Raw genomic sequence first — 15,922 nt, 5'->3', positions numbered from 1 at the left:
AATAATTTTCTTTTAAATAAAATTAATAGTATAATTATAATTGTATATATTATGTTATAGGAGGATTATTATGCTTAACAAACCATATGATGAAACAAACCCTTTTAGCATTGAATCATATTCTAAAAATCTTATTGGGAAAACTTTTGCAGATATACTTAATGAAAACTTTAATAGTCAATTAGTTAAAGAAAGTTCTAGTGAATATGCAATTTCACATAAAAACAAAAAGCGTAAAGGTGGCTTAGGGGAGTTAATTGAAGAATGCTTTTTTCACTATAAATGTAATAATGATTCAAAACCTGATTTTGATAAAGCTGGTGTTGAATTGAAAGTAACTCCATATAAAATTAATAAAAATAAATCTTTATCAGCAAAAGAACGACTTATAATTACAATGATTGATTATAATCAAGTAATTCATGAAAATTTCTATGAAAGTCATCTTTGGGCAAAGTCAAGTTTAATATTATTAGTTTACTACTTATATACTAATGAAATAACTAATCGCTTGGATTACCGTATAAACTACTCAAAACTATTTTCTCCACCCAAAGAAGACTTAGAAATAATTAAAAGTGATTATGAAACTATTATAAATAAAATTAAAGCAGGAAAAGCACATGAACTTTCTGAGGGAGATACTCTATACTTAGGAGCTGCAACAAAGGCGGCTTCATCATCAGATTGTAGGACACAACCTTTTTCAGATATCCCTGCTAAACCACGGGCTTTTTCATTCAAGACTTCTTACATGACATATGTTCTTAATACTTATATTGTGCCTAATAAAACTACCTATGAACCAATTATTAAAAATTTAAGTGAATTAAATGGTACAACCTTTAAGGAATATGTAACTTCAAAAATTAATTCATATATTAATAAATCAGATAAAGATTTATGTGACTTATTTGAAAGAGAATATAACAATAATAAAGCTCAATGGAGTGATTTAACATACCGTATGTTAGGTATTAAATCTAACCAAGCTGAAGAATTTGTAAAAGCTAATATTGTAGTAAAAGCTATTAGAATTGAAGAAAATGAAAGCATGAGAGAAAGTATGTCCCTCCCTGCCTTCAAATTTAAAGATTTAGTTACCCAAGAATGGGAAGAATCTGATTTATTTACTTATTTTAATGAAACAATATTCCTATTTGTAGTTTATAAAAAAAATAATGACAAGTATATTCTAAAAGGTAGCCAGCTTTGGAACATGCCTTATGAAGACTTAAATACTACTGTTTATTCCGGTTGGAAATCTATTCGTGATACTATAAAAAATGGTGTTACATTTACAATAAAAAAAACAAAGTTAGGACAAGCTGTATTAAACAACTTTCCTAAGAAAAATGATAATCCAATTATACACATTAGACCACATGCACAAAAAAGCGCTTACTTCTTTTCTAATAAGGTAACTATAGGTGATATTAACAGAGATGCAAATGAACTTCCAGATGGTCAATGGATGACTACTCAAAGTTTTTGGATTAATAATAATTATATTTTAAGTCAGCTAAATCCCGACCTTATAAAATAGTCAATGTTTTTAAAGATAATGATGAGTATATTAGCACAATATTTACTGATCTTAAAATAAGCTTAAGAGATATATTTTAAGATAAATAATAAGAACCTAGTTAATGCTAGGTTCTTTATATATTGCAAATTATTATTAACTAACTTAATAAATTCATTGATAAACATAAACATTTTCCATTAAGTCTTTTTCTTATTGCTCTATTCTAACATTGTAATTTTTAATTTTACTTACATAAACCTACCACTTATATATCAAATAAGACCACTTATATAAAATCCATTGTTTAAAAATAAATATCTAAATATAATATGAATTAAGAAGTGGATATGAAAAGCTCTAATTTCTCTCATTATTATAAACAGACATTTTATAGGGAGGGGATTGTAGAAAATGAAAGTTGAAATTAAAGTTGAGGACCTGCTTAAAGAGCCTTATGCAATTATTTATACGTAAGCGTCAAAGTTTTAGCACCTTTAATAATTCCAAGAATAGTATTAAAATATCCTAGTAAGGCAATATAAAAGCTTTACTAGGATTAATTTTATTTCTTTTCTTTAATTTTCATATTTTTAGGGATCTTATGAGACCAAGGCATGAGATTTTCTAAACTTTCCCTGTCCTTTATATCTATCTTTGATAAATTATCAAACAGATAAACCAAGTATCTTTCTACAACTAAATTATTAGCCTTGGCAGTTTCAACAATACTATAAATATTGCTACTTGCAGTTGCCCCCTTAGCAGTATTTGCAAAAAGGAAGTTTTTTCTGCCTATTACAAAAGGTTTGATAGCTCTCTCCGCAGCATTATTATCAACTTCTAAAGCCCCATCTAATAATACATTTTTTAATCCTGGTAAATGCTTTTTAGCATACTCAAGTGCTTTACCTAACGGACTTCTTGGAAGAGCATCTTTTATTTCTCTTTCAACATAATCAATAAAATTATCTATAATTTGAGCTAGTTTCTCAGCTCTTATTTTAAATCTAATATCACAATAATTTTCATCACTTGAGTAAGATTCTCTAAGTTCTTTTTCAAGCTTATAAATTTGCTCACAATAATTAAACCCTATTACTCCTCTAGAATTTTTTAGGGCTTCTTTATCTAAATCTACTATTATATTATGAAAGTATCTTCTTATGTGAGCCAAGCAGTATACCCTTGTAGCTCCGCTAACGGAATTGTATCCATTATATCCATCCGTTTGGAGAAATCCTTTAAAATCTCCTAAGAAATTTTTAGGGCAAGAGCTTGATCTAGTGCTTTGGTAATCATATAAGATCACAGGCTTAGAATTGGTATTACTCATATATAACCACATATATTTCTTGGTTTTTGAATCCTTACCGTTATCATTAATTACCTTTAAGGTTGTTTCATCAGCATTAATATAATTACGGCTAAGCAATTCTTTTTTCATATGATTATATATTGGCTCCAAAGCATCTGCTGCAGACATAGTCCAATTGCATAGAGTTTGCCTTGAAAGAGTAGCACCTATCATATTAAAGTAAGTTTCTTGCCTATATAGTGGCATTGCATGTTGATATTTAAGTATTAGTGTATGTGCAATTAACTCATTTGAGGCCATGCTATTATAAAAAATAGTTTTAGGTGCTTCTGCTGAAACTATTTTACTTTCACCAGTGGCTCTTTCACATGTTTTACAAGCGTAGCTATAAACAACATGCTCCTCAATTATTAATTTAGCAGGAATGTATTTAACAACTTCTTTTCTAGATTTAACTCCGATAAGAGTAAGTTCTTCACCACATTCCTTGCAGTTAAGATCTTCACCTTCTAATTTATGTTCAATAACAACTCTTTCTAAATTAGCTAAATTGTCTTTCTTTCCAGTATAATTGCTTTTCTTGGCTCTTTTATATGTAATTTCCTCTAAAGTAGGTTCTTCTACCTTTGAATCACTATGTTTTTCAGCTTCGTTAAAAAAAGATAATTGGTTAACATCTACTTGTTCACTGGATGCTCCAAATATTTTTCTATTTCTATTAGATATGACACCCTTTAAAAATGCTATCTCATTTTTAAGTTGTTGGATTTCTTTATCCTTTTCACTTAATTCTTCTTTGTTATTATTAATCTCTTCTTCCATTGATTCAACTTTGCTAATTAATAATTTAGTAGCTTCATCAAGTTCATTGTTTAAAATTTCGTGACTCATAGTTACCCCTTTAGCTTTATTTGATATTTCTATTATACCATAAAACCCTTGAGATTACTAGGTTTCAAGGGTTAAAAGTTGATATTTTTTTAATAATAGTTACTTGCTTTTACAGGTTTAAATTTAGATTTTGTTCTTACTTCATAGCCTTTTAAAAGCCAACGTAATTCATCAACATTAATCTTTAATGCATCATCAGCTGTCGCTGGCCATTTGAAGCGATTAGCTTCTAAACGATGATAATACAGCCAAAAGCCTTCATCAAAGTGAAGAATTTTTAATTTATCCATTTGCTTGTTACAAAAAACAAATAATGCTTTATCAAAAGGATCTAACTTAAATTGATTTTGCACTATCATAACTAACCCATCAATACTTTTTCTTAAATCTGTGTAGCCGCAGGCAAGATAGACTTTTTCTACCTTATCTATATTTAACATTTTAGAATTAACTCCTTAATTATTGTTGTTATTAAAGTAGCTTCGCTAACAGGAATAAGTATATTAGCATTGCCTACATTAATTTTCACTTCTTTTAATGTGGATTTATCTTCTTTAATATTATCAATTTTACTATTCAAAGAAATAGCCTGAAAAATAGTTTCTTTACTTTCATTTACTTTTTCTACCCTTTTTTTATGGTAATAAAATTGACTCTTATTAAGGTTATTTTCAGCACAGAAATCTTTCACTGTTATTGTATCTTTAACAGAGTTAAATTTATTTAAATATTCCTCCCAGGTATCATTATCTAATTTTCTATACATAAGTAAACCTCCCATTGATAATCTTTTACTTAAGTTTATCAATGAGAGGATATGTTTTCTAGATACTTAATTTTTTACGCTTACATTTATACTAATGAAATAACTGAAGAAATTCAACGTATGGTAGATTTGCTAGCTAATAATGAAAATAAAATTTTAACTGGTATTACGGATGACAAAATATTTCTACTAGACAAGGATGAAATATACTGTTTCTATAGTGAAAATCAAAAGATATACGCTAAAACTGATAAAGGGAATTTATGGGTTAAACAAAAGCTTTATAAATTAGAGGAAATGTTTCAGGGGAATTCTTTTATTAGAATATCTAATTCTTGTATTGTCAATGTAGATAAGATAAAAAACTTAGAAATTAATTTTGCAGGAACTATTGGTATAGTTTTTAAGAATGGAGAAAAAGAGTTTGTATCTAGAAGATATTTATCAAAGATAAAAAAATATTTAGGTATATGAGGTGGTATTATGATATCAAAAAAGGCTATTTTACGAGGTTTGATTGGAATTCCTATAGGGGTTTTTATTAGTGCAACTATTAGTCTTATTTATTGCTTAGCTTATGGTGAAATCATGGTTATTCCTCCCAATGCTACTATGATAAATCCTTTAAAATACTATGTAATTCAATACTTTGTTAGTATTATAATAGGTTTCACTTTTGGTGCTGGATCAACTATATTTGAAATAGATAATTTGAGCATAGCAAAGCAGACATTTATCCATTTTCTAATTACTACTATGGTATTTTTCCCTTGTTCTATACTTGCAAGATGGGTAAAGCCTGATGTTATTTCTATAACAATTTATATTACAATTTTTATTTGTATTTATGTTTCCATATGGCTTACTCAATATTTTAGATATAAGAAAAAAGTACAAGAACTTAATAAAAAATTAAAGGATAAATAAATTACCCTGTACACTGTTTAATTAAGTTTAATATCAATTAGATTAATGTAAAAAAATAATTGTTTTTCCCCCACAATACTATATAATTATATTAAATATGTATCGTGGGGGAAAATTATGAAAAAGAGTAAAATTTTTAGTTGTATTTTTTTAATAATTATATTCTTAGCTATAGGTTATACACTTATTAATTCTAAAACTTCTCTTAATTCTAATTATAAGAATAATTCTTCTAGTATAGTAAAATTTCCAGATAGAAATCTAGAGAAATTAATAAGAAAAACCATTAATAAACCTAAAGGTGATATTTACAAAAATGAAGTTGAGGAAATAACTTTATTATCTGCCTCTGAAAAACAAATAAAAAATCTATCAGGTATAGAAAACTTAAAAAACTTAAATACATTACAACTGGCTAATAATAAAATTAGTAATATAGAATGCTTAAAAGGATTGACTAAACTAGAACACTTAGATTTATCTGATAATGAAATTGATACTCTAGAACCCTTAAAAGAATTATCTAATTTAACTTATTTACGTTTAGACTGCAACAAAATTAAAAGCATAGAACCATTAAAAAGATTAACTAATTTAACTCAATTATTTTTATATAACAATGAAATTAAGAGTATAGAGCCATTAAAGGATTTAAACAAATTAACTTATTTATATTTAAATAAAAATGAAATTGAAAATATAGAATCCTTAAAAGGTCTAAATAAACTAACTTACTTAGATTTGAATGATAATAAAGTTCAAAATCTAGAACCATTAAGAGAATTAACTAGTTTAACTTGCTTATGTTTAATTAATAATAAGATTAAAAATATAGAGCCATTAAAAAAATTAAGCGATTTAAATTACTTATATTTAGGTAATAACGAAATTGAGGATATAAAACCCTTAAAAGGATTAACCAACTTGACTACTTTGCACTTAAATCTTAATAAAATAAGTGATAAAGATATTAAGGAACTAGATAATGTCTTGCTTAGATGTAAAATCCAGCATTAACTTAGAGTAATTTAAACTAATATCCATCTATCTTCGAAGCATTTTTCTAGGAACTCCTCTTTATTTAAATACTCTCTTAAAATATCTCTTATATATTCAACTTTATAAGAGATATTTTCATTATTTGATAGACTCAAATAGCCTGTACCTCTTTGAAGGTAATCTGAAGTTGCAACCTTGTATATCTTTTCATCTTCGAGTTCACCATTTTTAAGTTTTACCCTAGTTATATGTTTTCCATTATGTTCAATAATAGCTCCTGATACATGAAGTCTTCCAAGGTATCTTCCTCTAAATCCTGGTCCTCTTCCTTCTTGAAGGCATAAATCAGCTTGAAGTGATAAGTTTAAAGCTTCTTTTATGTATTTCCCTTTAATCTCCATATAGGTTGGATTTAGAGGAGATGGGGCTAATTCAAGGAGTTTCTTATTTGAAAGATTTCCTCTTTTTATGCCTCCACTTATAACTCCACTATTGATTATACTTAAATCACAAGTTATAAAATCCCTTAGGGCATCTGCTAAAAGGTTAGTCATTGGATTTTCCTCAACAACATCATGCCATAGATTGCAGTCTATTTTATACAAAGGCTTACTTAAAGTTTCAATTGCAATATGTTTTTGTCTACATATTTCTTCTATGATTTCCTTATGCTCAGGTATATTTTCTATATTTATATTTTCCCCATTAAATCCTACAATTTTTCCTTCTTCAATTTCAATATCTAAAACCCCTAGGTGCTCCCCGTACTTTCCTGACTGATGAATTAAGGTTTTATTTACTACTTCAACATTATCCATAAGAGTGTGGCTATGTCCTCCAATTATTATATAAATACCTTCTATGTTTTCAGCTATTTTTAAGTCTTCCTTAATCCCACAGTGACTAATTAGTATACAGATATCATACTTCCCTTTGTTTTCTTCAAGCTCTCTTTTTATCTCTTCCATAGGATTTGTGGCATGCATATTATCTAAAGAAAGAAATTCATTATATGGTGGTGTTGATCCAATAATAAGGAACTTTAACTCACCTTTTTCTATAATTATGCTTCTTTTTAATCCTTTAATAAAAGTCATATCATCTCTATATAAATTACAAGATAAAAATGGTGTAAGTCCTGATGTGGTCATGTTTTCAAGAATATCTACTCCTGAAAAACTCTCATTATTTCCAACAGCAATAGCATCATAACCAGCCAAATTTAATAAACTACATCCTGCTATTCCCCCAGTTCCCTGAAGTTCTAATCTCATAAAATCATTAAAATCTCCAGCATCTAAAATTAGGGTGTTTTCATTTTTAAGTTCTCTTATTTTGCTACTTATTTTTGAGAAATTTTCAAATCTACTGTGAACATCATTGGTATGTAGTATTCTAATCTTCATTTTGAAGACCTCCTATGGGTTATTAAATATCTTAAATATAAACTATTAATTTATGTAATTTTACCATATCTAGTTATTAAAAACTATAACTCTTAATCTTAATAAACCTTTATTTTTACAGCAAATTTATTTCTCATCCTGAAAGTTATTGTGAGTAGTGATAAATAGTCTAAAAATTGCTATAATAGTATTATAAATTAAATATTGGAGGAATTAGTGTGATTAAATGGAAAAATGATTTTGTAATTGGAGTTGAAAAAATTGATCAACAGCATAAGCATTTATTTGATGTTGCTAATGAGGCTTATGATATACTTAAAAATGATATTTGTTTGGACAAGTATGATAAAATAGTAAACATTCTAAATGAATTAAAGGACTATACAGTATTTCACTTTAATTCTGAAGAAGAGTACATGGAGTCTATTAATTATAAGAGAATGTTCTCTCATAAAATACAGCACAATGAATTTATAAAAAAAATTAATAGTGTTAACCTAGATAATATAGATAAAAATCAAGATGCCTACCTTATTGAACTATTAGAATTCATTGTGGATTGGATTGAAAACCATATATTATATACAGATAAACTTATTATGGAAAATTAGAAATTAAAAATACCTATATCTTAAGAAATTTACTTAGATACAGGTATTTTTATTTGGAATTAAAATCTTTTATAAAAAAAGCCAAAATTTTTATAAAAGTAATACGCTTTTATAAATAGTCTAACTTTTGTTAGACTGTCAATTATCAAGGAGACAAGCAGCTTTGCTTGTAACTCCACTACCATGGTAATAGGGGTGCAAAGTTTCTATCTATAATTTATGAGAACAATGTTCTATCACTAACTGCATCTTCTCCTGCTGTGGTTTCAAACATAGCTAGAAGTTTTTCCATGGTTAGATTTTTCTTTTCTTCCCCTTTTATATCAAAGATAATTTCTCCTCTATGCATCATTAAAAGTCTATTTCCCATATTTATGGCATGTTTTAAATTGTGTGTTACCATAAGGGTTGTTATATTCTCTTTTGCTACTACTTTTTCTGTAATTTCTATAATAGCCTCTGAAGTTTTTGGATCTAAGGCTGCTGTATGCTCGTCTAAAAGAAGTACTTTGGGAGAGCTCATAACAGACATAATTAGAGACATTGCCTGTCTTTGTCCTCCTGATAGCGAGCTTACTTTGCAGTTTAATTTATCTTCAAGATTTAAGTTTAAGGGTTTTAAAAGTTCCTTAAATCTTTCAATATCATTTTTATTTATTGCTTTCTTTAGTCCAAAGCCTTTTCCTTTATTATAAGCCATTGAAAGGTTTTCCATTATGGTCATGGAAGGTGCTGTTCCTTTGCTTGGATCTTGATATACTCTTCCTATTTCTTTGGATATTTTATATTCTTTTAATTTATTTATATTTTTATCCTCTAGGATTACTTCTCCTCTATCACCTTTTATATTTCCTGAAACTAAGTTTAATAAGGTGGATTTTCCTGCTCCATTGCTTCCTATAATGGTTACAAAGTCTCCTTTTTCTATTTCTAGGTTTAATCCTGTAAATAGATGATTTTCATTTACTGTATTTTTATTAAAAGTTTTGTGCAGACTCTTTATTTGTAACAAGGAAATCCCCTCCTTCTTCCAGTACTTTTTCTCTCTTTAAGGATAGTTTAAATCCTGCATTGTTTACAGAAAGAACTAAAATAACTATTAGCGCTGTAACTAATTTTAAATCCGTAGGCTTTAAGCCAACACTTATTGCTCCACTTATGGCAAGTTTATAGAGCATAGCTCCCACTAATGCCATAGTAGTTCCTTTAACTTTTGAAAAATTGCCTAAGAAAGTAGAACCTAAAATTACTGCTGCAAGTCCTGTAACCACAATTCCTGTTCCCATGCCAGCATCAGCAAAACCACTATACTGCGCCATAATCCCACCTGCAAAGGCTGCGATTCCATTGGATAACATAAGACCTAGAATTGTTATTCTATCCTTATCTACTCCTAGTGAAGTAACTAATGTTTCGTTATCTCCTGTTATTTTAAGCAAAAATCCTAATCTAGTTTTTAGGAAAATATCTAGTATAACTTTAAATAATAAAGCTATTATCATAAGCAGAACTATGGAATTAATATTAAAAGAAAATATGGTTTTAAAGCTAAAAAACTGTACATTAGGTTTTCCCATAATTCTTAAATTTATAGAATATAAACCTATCATAACTAAAATTCCTGATAGTAAATTGGTAATTTTAAATTTAACATGGAGCACTCCTGTAACAAATCCTGCTAAGGCTCCTGCTATAAATGAAAATATAAGTGCTATAAATGGATTTATTCCCTTTGATAATGAAAATGCCACCATTGCAGCTCCTAAGGGAAAGGTACCATCTACAGAAAGATCAGGAAAATCTAATATTTTGTAAGTTATAAATACACTTAAAGAGACAAGAGCAAATATAAAGCCTTGTTCTAAGGTACTCGTTAAAAACAAATTCATTATTTTCCACCTCCTGTTACCTTTTCAGCACTTTCTAGGATATTCTTAGGAATCTTTATATTTAAAGTTTTCATAGTTTTTTCATTTACTACGGTTTTAAAGTTTTCTTGCATTGTAACTGGAATCTCACTTGGCTTTTTACCCTTTAAAATTTCAACTGCTTTCTTACCTGATTCATGGCCAAGTTCTTTGTAATCTACCCCTAAGGTAATCAGTGCTCCTTGTTCTACATGAGCTTTTTCTGCTCCAAAAACAGGTACTTTTTTCTCCTCTGCCTTTTTACTTATAAGGCTTAAAGAAGATGCCACCATATTATCTGCTGGAGTATATAAAACATCTACTTTATCAAGTAATCCACCTAAAACTTGTGGAACTTCATTTATACTTGTAATTCCACCCTCTAAAACTTTTATATTCATAGCCCTAGCTTCTTCTTTTAGTTCCCTTACTTGAACCTCAGAATTGGCCTCGCTGGTATTATATATTACTCCTATGGTTTTAGTATCAGCTTTTATTTTCTTTAATAATTCTAATTGTTTTCTTATTGGAGTTTTATCAGAAGTTCCTGTAACATTGTTTCCTGAACTTTTCATGTCACGTACAAGTCCAGCATTTACAGGATCCGTAATTGCTGTGATTACAATAGGAATTTCCTTTGTGGCATTAAATACAGCCTGTGCTGAAGGTGTTGAAATTGCAAAAACTAAATCCTTTTTATCAGATACGAATTTCTTTGCAATAGTATCCGTAGTTGCAGTATCACCTTGAGCATTTTGAAAATCTATTTTTATATTTTTACCATCTTCAAATCCACCTTCTTTTAAGGCTTCTATAAAACCTTCCTTTGATGCATCTAAAGCTGGATGTTCCACAATTTGAGTTATTCCTATTTGTTTTTGAGACTGCTCTTTAGATTTGTTTTCATTTGAATTAGAACTTGTCCTATTTGCACAAGCTCCTAGAGTTGAAACTAAAAATACACATACCAATAATTTAGATAATTTTTTTGCTACCATGCTACCATCCTCCTAAAATATTCAATTACTAAATTTATTATTATATTACTGAAAAGTATTATAAAAATAAAAAAACTCCCATTATAGGAGATGATTAAAAAACATATACCTAAATATTATAAATCTATGATCTATTTATAGTCATAAATCTATACCATAAAGGAATAGGCTTATATTTATTATCTCCTACTTTTCTACTGTGCTACAATTTTATTTTAAATACTTCTCCCATATTACAAAGCTACAATTTAATTCTTTTATCCTACTAAACTTCAATTCTACTAACTTATCTAAAACTACATTGTTTTAGAATTTCTATACTATACTACTCTATAATTTTTCTATTTAAACCTTTGGATTTTTAAAGTTATTTATAAATTAACTTTATGTAAAATCCTTACCTTTATTAATACATAATTTTAAATAAATATCTAACACAATATAAATAAACTGAATTTATTTAAAATTTCAAATTATATATTACTTATAATATATAATATATAAATAAATTATTATTGTCAATGATTTTTAAAGATTATTTTCTAAAAAGTTCTTCTACATTTTTCTACTAGAATATTAATTTTATAAATTAATTTAATAATAAGTACTATTTTTCCTCTTACATATCTGGAATAGATCTATGTCCAATGCCAATCACTACCTCATTTAAATGTAAAAGTCCTATGCTCATAAATATGCATACACTTAAATGCTCCTTATATCTTGCAATTCCAATCTTCCCTCCAACATTAAGTCCATTAGCTTTTTCAGCTACATAAGATAAAGCCTCACGAGTAGCACCAGCCACAGCCCCATCATGTACATGACAATCTTTAATAACTCCACTTCTCTTTGCAGCAACTAAAGCTCTTTCAATAACCTTTGGGATAGAACTATTTATATTTCCGCCTACATCTACAGCTACAGTAAGCACTCCATTTTCCTTATAATGCTCACTTAATTCCTTCTCTTCTTCCCTAGTCGATAACGCCATTTTTATTGAAATTTTAGCAACCTCTGTACTAGTATATTCCACTTAAATCATTCCTTTACTATTTTTTAATTTACACTTTATTAAAATTTTTCTATTCTATTCAATTATAACTTTCATCATACTGGTTATAATTATATTATAGATAACTTTTTCATTTTTTTCTATGAAATTTTTATTTATTATAAAATTTCATCTATATATTTTAAATATTAAGTTTAAATATTTATTTTTTAGTAATTTTTTAAACTTTAATTAAAGTATAAATTCTTCTATACTTTATAATTAATTATTAAAACTAATTTTAATAATTAATAGTTATTATTTAGTAATACTTATTATTAAATATTACTTGAATTTTTTCAAAATTCATTGTATACTAAGTATACAAAATAAACTTTACCATTTATTTTAAGGAGGTCACAAATATGAAAAAATACGTTTGTACAGTTTGCGGTTATATATACGATCCTGAGGTGGGAGATCCAGATAACGGAGTAAATCCAGGAACAGCTTGGGAAGATGTTCCAGAAGATTGGCTATGCCCACTTTGTAGTGTTGGTAAAGACTTATTCGAAGAAACTGAATAATTTATTAACTTTAATTAAGAAAATAAACATAGAGTATACTTATCATTAATATAAGTATACTCTATTTTCATAATTTAATTAACCCTAATTATTTAACTAGCTTTTATAGCTTCTATTTTTATATTTATTTCATCTTTTGTAGTGCTTATCTTCTTTCATCTTTTGTAGTGCTTATCTTCTTTCATCTTTTGTATTTTACATTTCTACATACTTACTTAGTATTTTCTTAAGATTGTCTATATATTTTTATATCCCTATTTTAATTCATTCATCATTTGAGTAGCTTGAGATTTTAATTGTTGAACATCTTGAGTTTGAGCATCCTTTGTTGGATACCATCCTTTTTGGCTCATAGCATCAAATACTTTATATTGTATATGTTGCTCTTTTGTAAAGTTATTTACTAATACATTTCTTAAATTTGGGCAAGAAGCTTCAGTAATTCCTGTGCTGTATGCTCCTATAACTTGTTTTTCTGATGTTAATAAATCTTGCATTAATTCTTTTTCTGATAAATTTGGTGTAGTATGCATTTTAAACCCTCCCTATTTATATCTAATTATATTATTGATGACTTTCTAAATAATTTTTAAGTTCAGTAAAGTTTTGTTTATGAACTCCTGCAGCTTCATTACATAAACTTTTTAAGCTTTGATCTGTGCAATACTCTGAATATAAACTATATTTTTTGTTTAATAAACACTCATGACCTAATTGGTCTTTAATTATTGATAAGTTTTTATCTTCTATTTGTGGTGCATTGTTGTTTGTTGTATTCATTTTATTTTCCTCCTCGTTGTTCATCTCTCTGTTACATTAATAATATTCCCTTATAATTTAAAAATTATAGGTGTTAAATATACTGTAAAAAGAAAGTAAAATGAACTAATGGAAAATAATTAAATAAAAAAAATAAGGCTCTATAAAGAACCTTATTATTATGTTAATCATTGTTTTTTTATTAAAGGTCTTGTTAATAGTGGTTTAGTGATGAAGTGACTTTCATATCAACATTTGACCCTAACAAAATCATATTTTAAAAATTAATTACCAAGGCTATATAAAGAATCATAGAAAATACATCTATAATTTCATAGTTTGCACCTAAGGTATCTCCATTTAATCCCTCAATTTTATTTAAACATAATAAATAAAATAAATAAGATAAACATAGGGAACTTACCATTAATATTAAGGTATATTTTATGCTGATTAATTTAAATATAAATAAGAAAGTAAATAAAGTTGTAAGTATCATTCCCTTTATACCTATATTTCCTATATAAATATTAGCTGAACTATTTTTCTTTGCACTTTTACCAATAAAACAAAGAAAAACTACAGTAAATCTTCCTATAATAGGTGCTGCTATAAGAATATATGGATTTCCAGTTCCTATGGCTGTAGAAATTGCTGTATATCTTAGCAATAAATCTATAACTATGGCTATGGCTGCAAAGGTACCTACCCTACTATCTTTCATAATTTCCATGATTTTTTCCTTATCACCTTTAAAAGAAAAAAATCCATCTACAGTATCTCCAAGGCCATCTACATGAAGACCTCCTGTTATTATAATTGGAACCATTAAAATTAAAACTGCCACTATATTGTAAGGAAGACAAAGAATTAAAATTTTATATAAACCATATTGAAGTACTCCTATGAATAACCCTATAACTGGAAAGAAGAAAGAACCATCTCTAAAATTTTTCATGTCACAGTCTAAGGCTTTATTTATAGGTATTCTTGTAAAAAATTGAAAATATAATAATAAATTATTTAAAAAATATTTCATTTTATTCTCCTTATTTTAACTTTAGTGGTAACCCACAGCTAACTAAATAAACCTCATCAGCAAGTTTTGCTATATATTGATTTATAAATCCTGCTATGTCTCTAAAAATTCTACTTAGCCTGTATTCAGGCACAATTCCCCAGCCCACTTCATTAGTTACCATAACTAACTCTATATTAAGCTCTCTTGCTTTTTCTATTAATTTTCTAAACTCCTCTTTAATGTAATTTACCATGTTGTCCATGTCTTCTTTTGAGAAATTATCAAAATCTATTTCTTTTTCAAATAAAAAATTTGTAGTCATTACGGTTACACAATCTAAAAGTACATATTTTTTATTATATTTTTCTAAGGCTAAGTCTAGATTCTTATAACCTTCATGAGTCTCCCATAGATTATTTCTTTCCTCTCTATGGCGCTTAATTCTATCTTCCATTTCTTTATCTGTAACTATAGCTGTTGCTATATATAAAACTTCATCATAATCCTTTAAAATATTTTCTGCAAAAGTGCTTTTACCACTTCTACTACCACCAGTAACTAAGGTTATTTTGCTCATTTTATCATCTCCAAAGGTTTTTAATAATTTAATACTTATTATGACTTATGGAATCTATATAAAGGTTTCCATATTCATATTTTATAATAGCAAGATCTCCATTCTTGCATGCGAATTTCCAAAATAGATCTACTTGCTTATTCATTATATAAGTGTAGATTGCCCTAATAACGCCTCCATGGCATACTAAAAGTAAATTCTCTTGATTTTTATGTTTATCTAATATATGTTCTAAAAACTCATATACTCTATTTGAAAACTCTAGATGGCTTTCTCCATTTTTTATCTTATATCCTATCCAATCTTTACTCCAAGCTTTATACTCTTCTTTATAGGATTTTTCAAGTTCTATATAATCTAAGCCTTCAAAAATACCAAAGGATCTCTCATTTAATTTTTCTGATTTTATTAAATTATATTCCTTATTTTTTAATATTAATTCAGCACTTTGGATTGCTCTTTTTTTAGTACTAGTGTATACGCATGAAAATTCAACTTCTGAAAGTTTTTCTTTTAAAAACTTACATTGAAGTTCTCCTATATTATTTAAGCCTACATCTATATCCCCATAATAAGTTCCCTTAGAATTTTCCTCTGTATATCCATGTCTTACTAAATATAAATTCATTTAATCAC

Annotated in this window: 19 protein-coding genes; 6 read left to right on the top strand and 13 right to left on the bottom strand. The window is 27.5% G+C overall.

Features of this window, described 5'->3' with window-relative positions:
• Window positions 1-70: 70 nt before the first annotated feature.
• Complete coding sequence (locus tag FNZ64_RS09945) at window positions 71-1,546, top strand: Sau3AI family type II restriction endonuclease (RefSeq protein WP_142414661.1); 1,476 nt, start codon at window positions 71-73, stop codon at window positions 1,544-1,546.
• Window positions 1,547-2,090: 544 nt separating this feature from the next.
• Here FNZ64_RS09945 and tnpC read toward each other — a convergent pair.
• From tnpC to tnpA, 3 genes are all read right to left on the bottom strand, one after another.
• Window positions 2,091-3,734: an IS66 family transposase gene (gene tnpC / locus FNZ64_RS09940; RefSeq protein WP_142414660.1), complete on the bottom strand. Its 1,644-nt coding sequence runs from the start codon at window positions 3,732-3,734 to the stop codon at window positions 2,091-2,093.
• Between the two features lie 89 nt (window positions 3,735-3,823).
• Complete coding sequence (gene tnpB / locus FNZ64_RS09935; RefSeq protein WP_138205552.1) at window positions 3,824-4,174, bottom strand: IS66 family insertion sequence element accessory protein TnpB; 351 nt, start codon at window positions 4,172-4,174, stop codon at window positions 3,824-3,826.
• On the bottom strand, window positions 4,168-4,500 hold the full coding sequence (tnpA, locus tag FNZ64_RS09930; protein ID WP_142414659.1) for an IS66 family insertion sequence element accessory protein TnpA: 333 nt from the start codon (window positions 4,498-4,500) through the stop codon (window positions 4,168-4,170). The genes tnpB and tnpA overlap by 7 nt, the downstream gene beginning before the upstream one ends.
• Window positions 4,501-4,551: 51 nt before the next feature.
• Here tnpA and FNZ64_RS09925 point away from each other — a divergent pair, with 51 nt between their 5' ends.
• The 3 genes from FNZ64_RS09925 to FNZ64_RS09915 all read left to right on the top strand — a co-directional run bounded on the left by FNZ64_RS09925 (window position 4,552) and on the right by FNZ64_RS09915 (window position 6,444).
• The gene (locus FNZ64_RS09925) at window positions 4,552-4,974 is read left to right on the top strand and encodes a LytTR family DNA-binding domain-containing protein (RefSeq protein WP_142414658.1); all 423 of its coding nucleotides are present in this window, start codon (window positions 4,552-4,554) and stop codon (window positions 4,972-4,974) included.
• 9 nt (window positions 4,975-4,983) lie between these two features.
• Window positions 4,984-5,427 (top strand): DUF3021 domain-containing protein, encoded by a 444-nt coding sequence (locus FNZ64_RS09920; RefSeq protein WP_142414657.1) that lies wholly within the window; start codon window positions 4,984-4,986, stop codon window positions 5,425-5,427.
• A gap of 117 nt (window positions 5,428-5,544) precedes the next feature.
• A complete protein-coding gene (locus FNZ64_RS09915; RefSeq protein ID WP_142414886.1) occupies window positions 5,545-6,444 on the top strand; it encodes a leucine-rich repeat domain-containing protein in 900 nt (299 codons plus the stop codon).
• Window positions 6,445-6,455: 11 nt separating this feature from the next.
• Here the strand turns inward: FNZ64_RS09915 and FNZ64_RS09910 are convergent, their stop codons facing one another.
• The gene (locus FNZ64_RS09910) at window positions 6,456-7,832 is read right to left on the bottom strand and encodes a bifunctional metallophosphatase/5'-nucleotidase (protein ID WP_142414656.1); all 1,377 of its coding nucleotides are present in this window, start codon (window positions 7,830-7,832) and stop codon (window positions 6,456-6,458) included.
• Window positions 7,833-8,050: 218 nt separating this feature from the next.
• On the opposite strand from FNZ64_RS09910, the gene FNZ64_RS09905 reads away from it, so the two are divergent.
• Window positions 8,051-8,443, top strand: a complete 393-nt coding sequence (locus tag FNZ64_RS09905) for a bacteriohemerythrin (RefSeq protein WP_142414655.1) — start codon at window positions 8,051-8,053, stop codon at window positions 8,441-8,443.
• Between the two features lie 217 nt (window positions 8,444-8,660).
• Here the strand turns inward: FNZ64_RS09905 and FNZ64_RS09900 are convergent, their stop codons facing one another.
• The 4 genes from FNZ64_RS09900 to FNZ64_RS09885 all read right to left on the bottom strand — a co-directional run bounded on the left by FNZ64_RS09900 (window position 8,661) and on the right by FNZ64_RS09885 (window position 12,384).
• Window positions 8,661-9,455, bottom strand: a complete 795-nt coding sequence (locus FNZ64_RS09900; protein ID WP_142414654.1) for an ABC transporter ATP-binding protein — start codon at window positions 9,453-9,455, stop codon at window positions 8,661-8,663.
• Window positions 9,421-10,332 (bottom strand): ABC transporter permease, encoded by a 912-nt coding sequence (locus FNZ64_RS09895; RefSeq protein WP_142414653.1) that lies wholly within the window; start codon window positions 10,330-10,332, stop codon window positions 9,421-9,423. Before FNZ64_RS09895 ends, FNZ64_RS09900 begins: the two co-directional genes overlap by 35 nt.
• A complete protein-coding gene (locus tag FNZ64_RS09890; RefSeq protein WP_142414652.1) occupies window positions 10,332-11,348 on the bottom strand; it encodes an ABC transporter substrate-binding protein in 1,017 nt (338 codons plus the stop codon). The genes FNZ64_RS09895 and FNZ64_RS09890 overlap by 1 nt, the downstream gene beginning before the upstream one ends.
• A gap of 619 nt (window positions 11,349-11,967) precedes the next feature.
• Window positions 11,968-12,384, bottom strand: coding sequence for a HutP family protein (locus FNZ64_RS09885; RefSeq protein ID WP_142414651.1), 417 nt, complete (start codon window positions 12,382-12,384; stop codon window positions 11,968-11,970).
• A gap of 383 nt (window positions 12,385-12,767) precedes the next feature.
• Between FNZ64_RS09885 and rd the strand changes: the two genes are divergently transcribed.
• Entirely contained in the window at window positions 12,768-12,929 is a 162-nt protein-coding gene (gene rd / locus FNZ64_RS09880; RefSeq protein ID WP_142414650.1) for a rubredoxin, read from the top strand.
• 254 nt (window positions 12,930-13,183) lie between these two features.
• Here the strand turns inward: rd and FNZ64_RS09875 are convergent, their stop codons facing one another.
• The 5 genes from FNZ64_RS09875 to cobC all read right to left on the bottom strand — a co-directional run bounded on the left by FNZ64_RS09875 (window position 13,184) and on the right by cobC (window position 15,914).
• Window positions 13,184-13,462 carry a spore coat protein gene (locus FNZ64_RS09875; RefSeq protein WP_142414649.1) on the bottom strand — a complete coding sequence of 93 codons (279 nt, stop codon included), beginning with the start codon at window positions 13,460-13,462 and terminating at the stop codon, window positions 13,184-13,186.
• A 31-nt stretch (window positions 13,463-13,493) separates the two neighbouring features.
• Window positions 13,494-13,709 (bottom strand): hypothetical protein, encoded by a 216-nt coding sequence (locus FNZ64_RS09870; RefSeq protein WP_142414648.1) that lies wholly within the window; start codon window positions 13,707-13,709, stop codon window positions 13,494-13,496.
• Window positions 13,710-13,965: 256 nt separating this feature from the next.
• On the bottom strand, window positions 13,966-14,727 hold the full coding sequence (gene cobS / locus FNZ64_RS09865) for an adenosylcobinamide-GDP ribazoletransferase (RefSeq protein WP_142414647.1): 762 nt from the start codon (window positions 14,725-14,727) through the stop codon (window positions 13,966-13,968).
• A gap of 10 nt (window positions 14,728-14,737) precedes the next feature.
• Window positions 14,738-15,286: a bifunctional adenosylcobinamide kinase/adenosylcobinamide-phosphate guanylyltransferase gene (gene cobU, locus FNZ64_RS09860; RefSeq protein WP_142414646.1), complete on the bottom strand. Its 549-nt coding sequence runs from the start codon at window positions 15,284-15,286 to the stop codon at window positions 14,738-14,740.
• Between the two features lie 28 nt (window positions 15,287-15,314).
• Window positions 15,315-15,914, bottom strand: coding sequence for an alpha-ribazole phosphatase (cobC, locus tag FNZ64_RS09855; RefSeq protein ID WP_142414645.1), 600 nt, complete (start codon window positions 15,912-15,914; stop codon window positions 15,315-15,317).
• Window positions 15,915-15,922 lie beyond the last annotated feature (8 nt).

The sequence above is a fragment of the Hathewaya massiliensis genome, from assembly GCF_902143515.1.
Lineage (GTDB): Bacteria > Bacillota > Clostridia > Clostridiales > Clostridiaceae > Hathewaya > Hathewaya massiliensis.
Note: the sequence above shows the minus strand (reverse complement) of the source record. Positions and strands in the feature narration are given on the sequence as shown.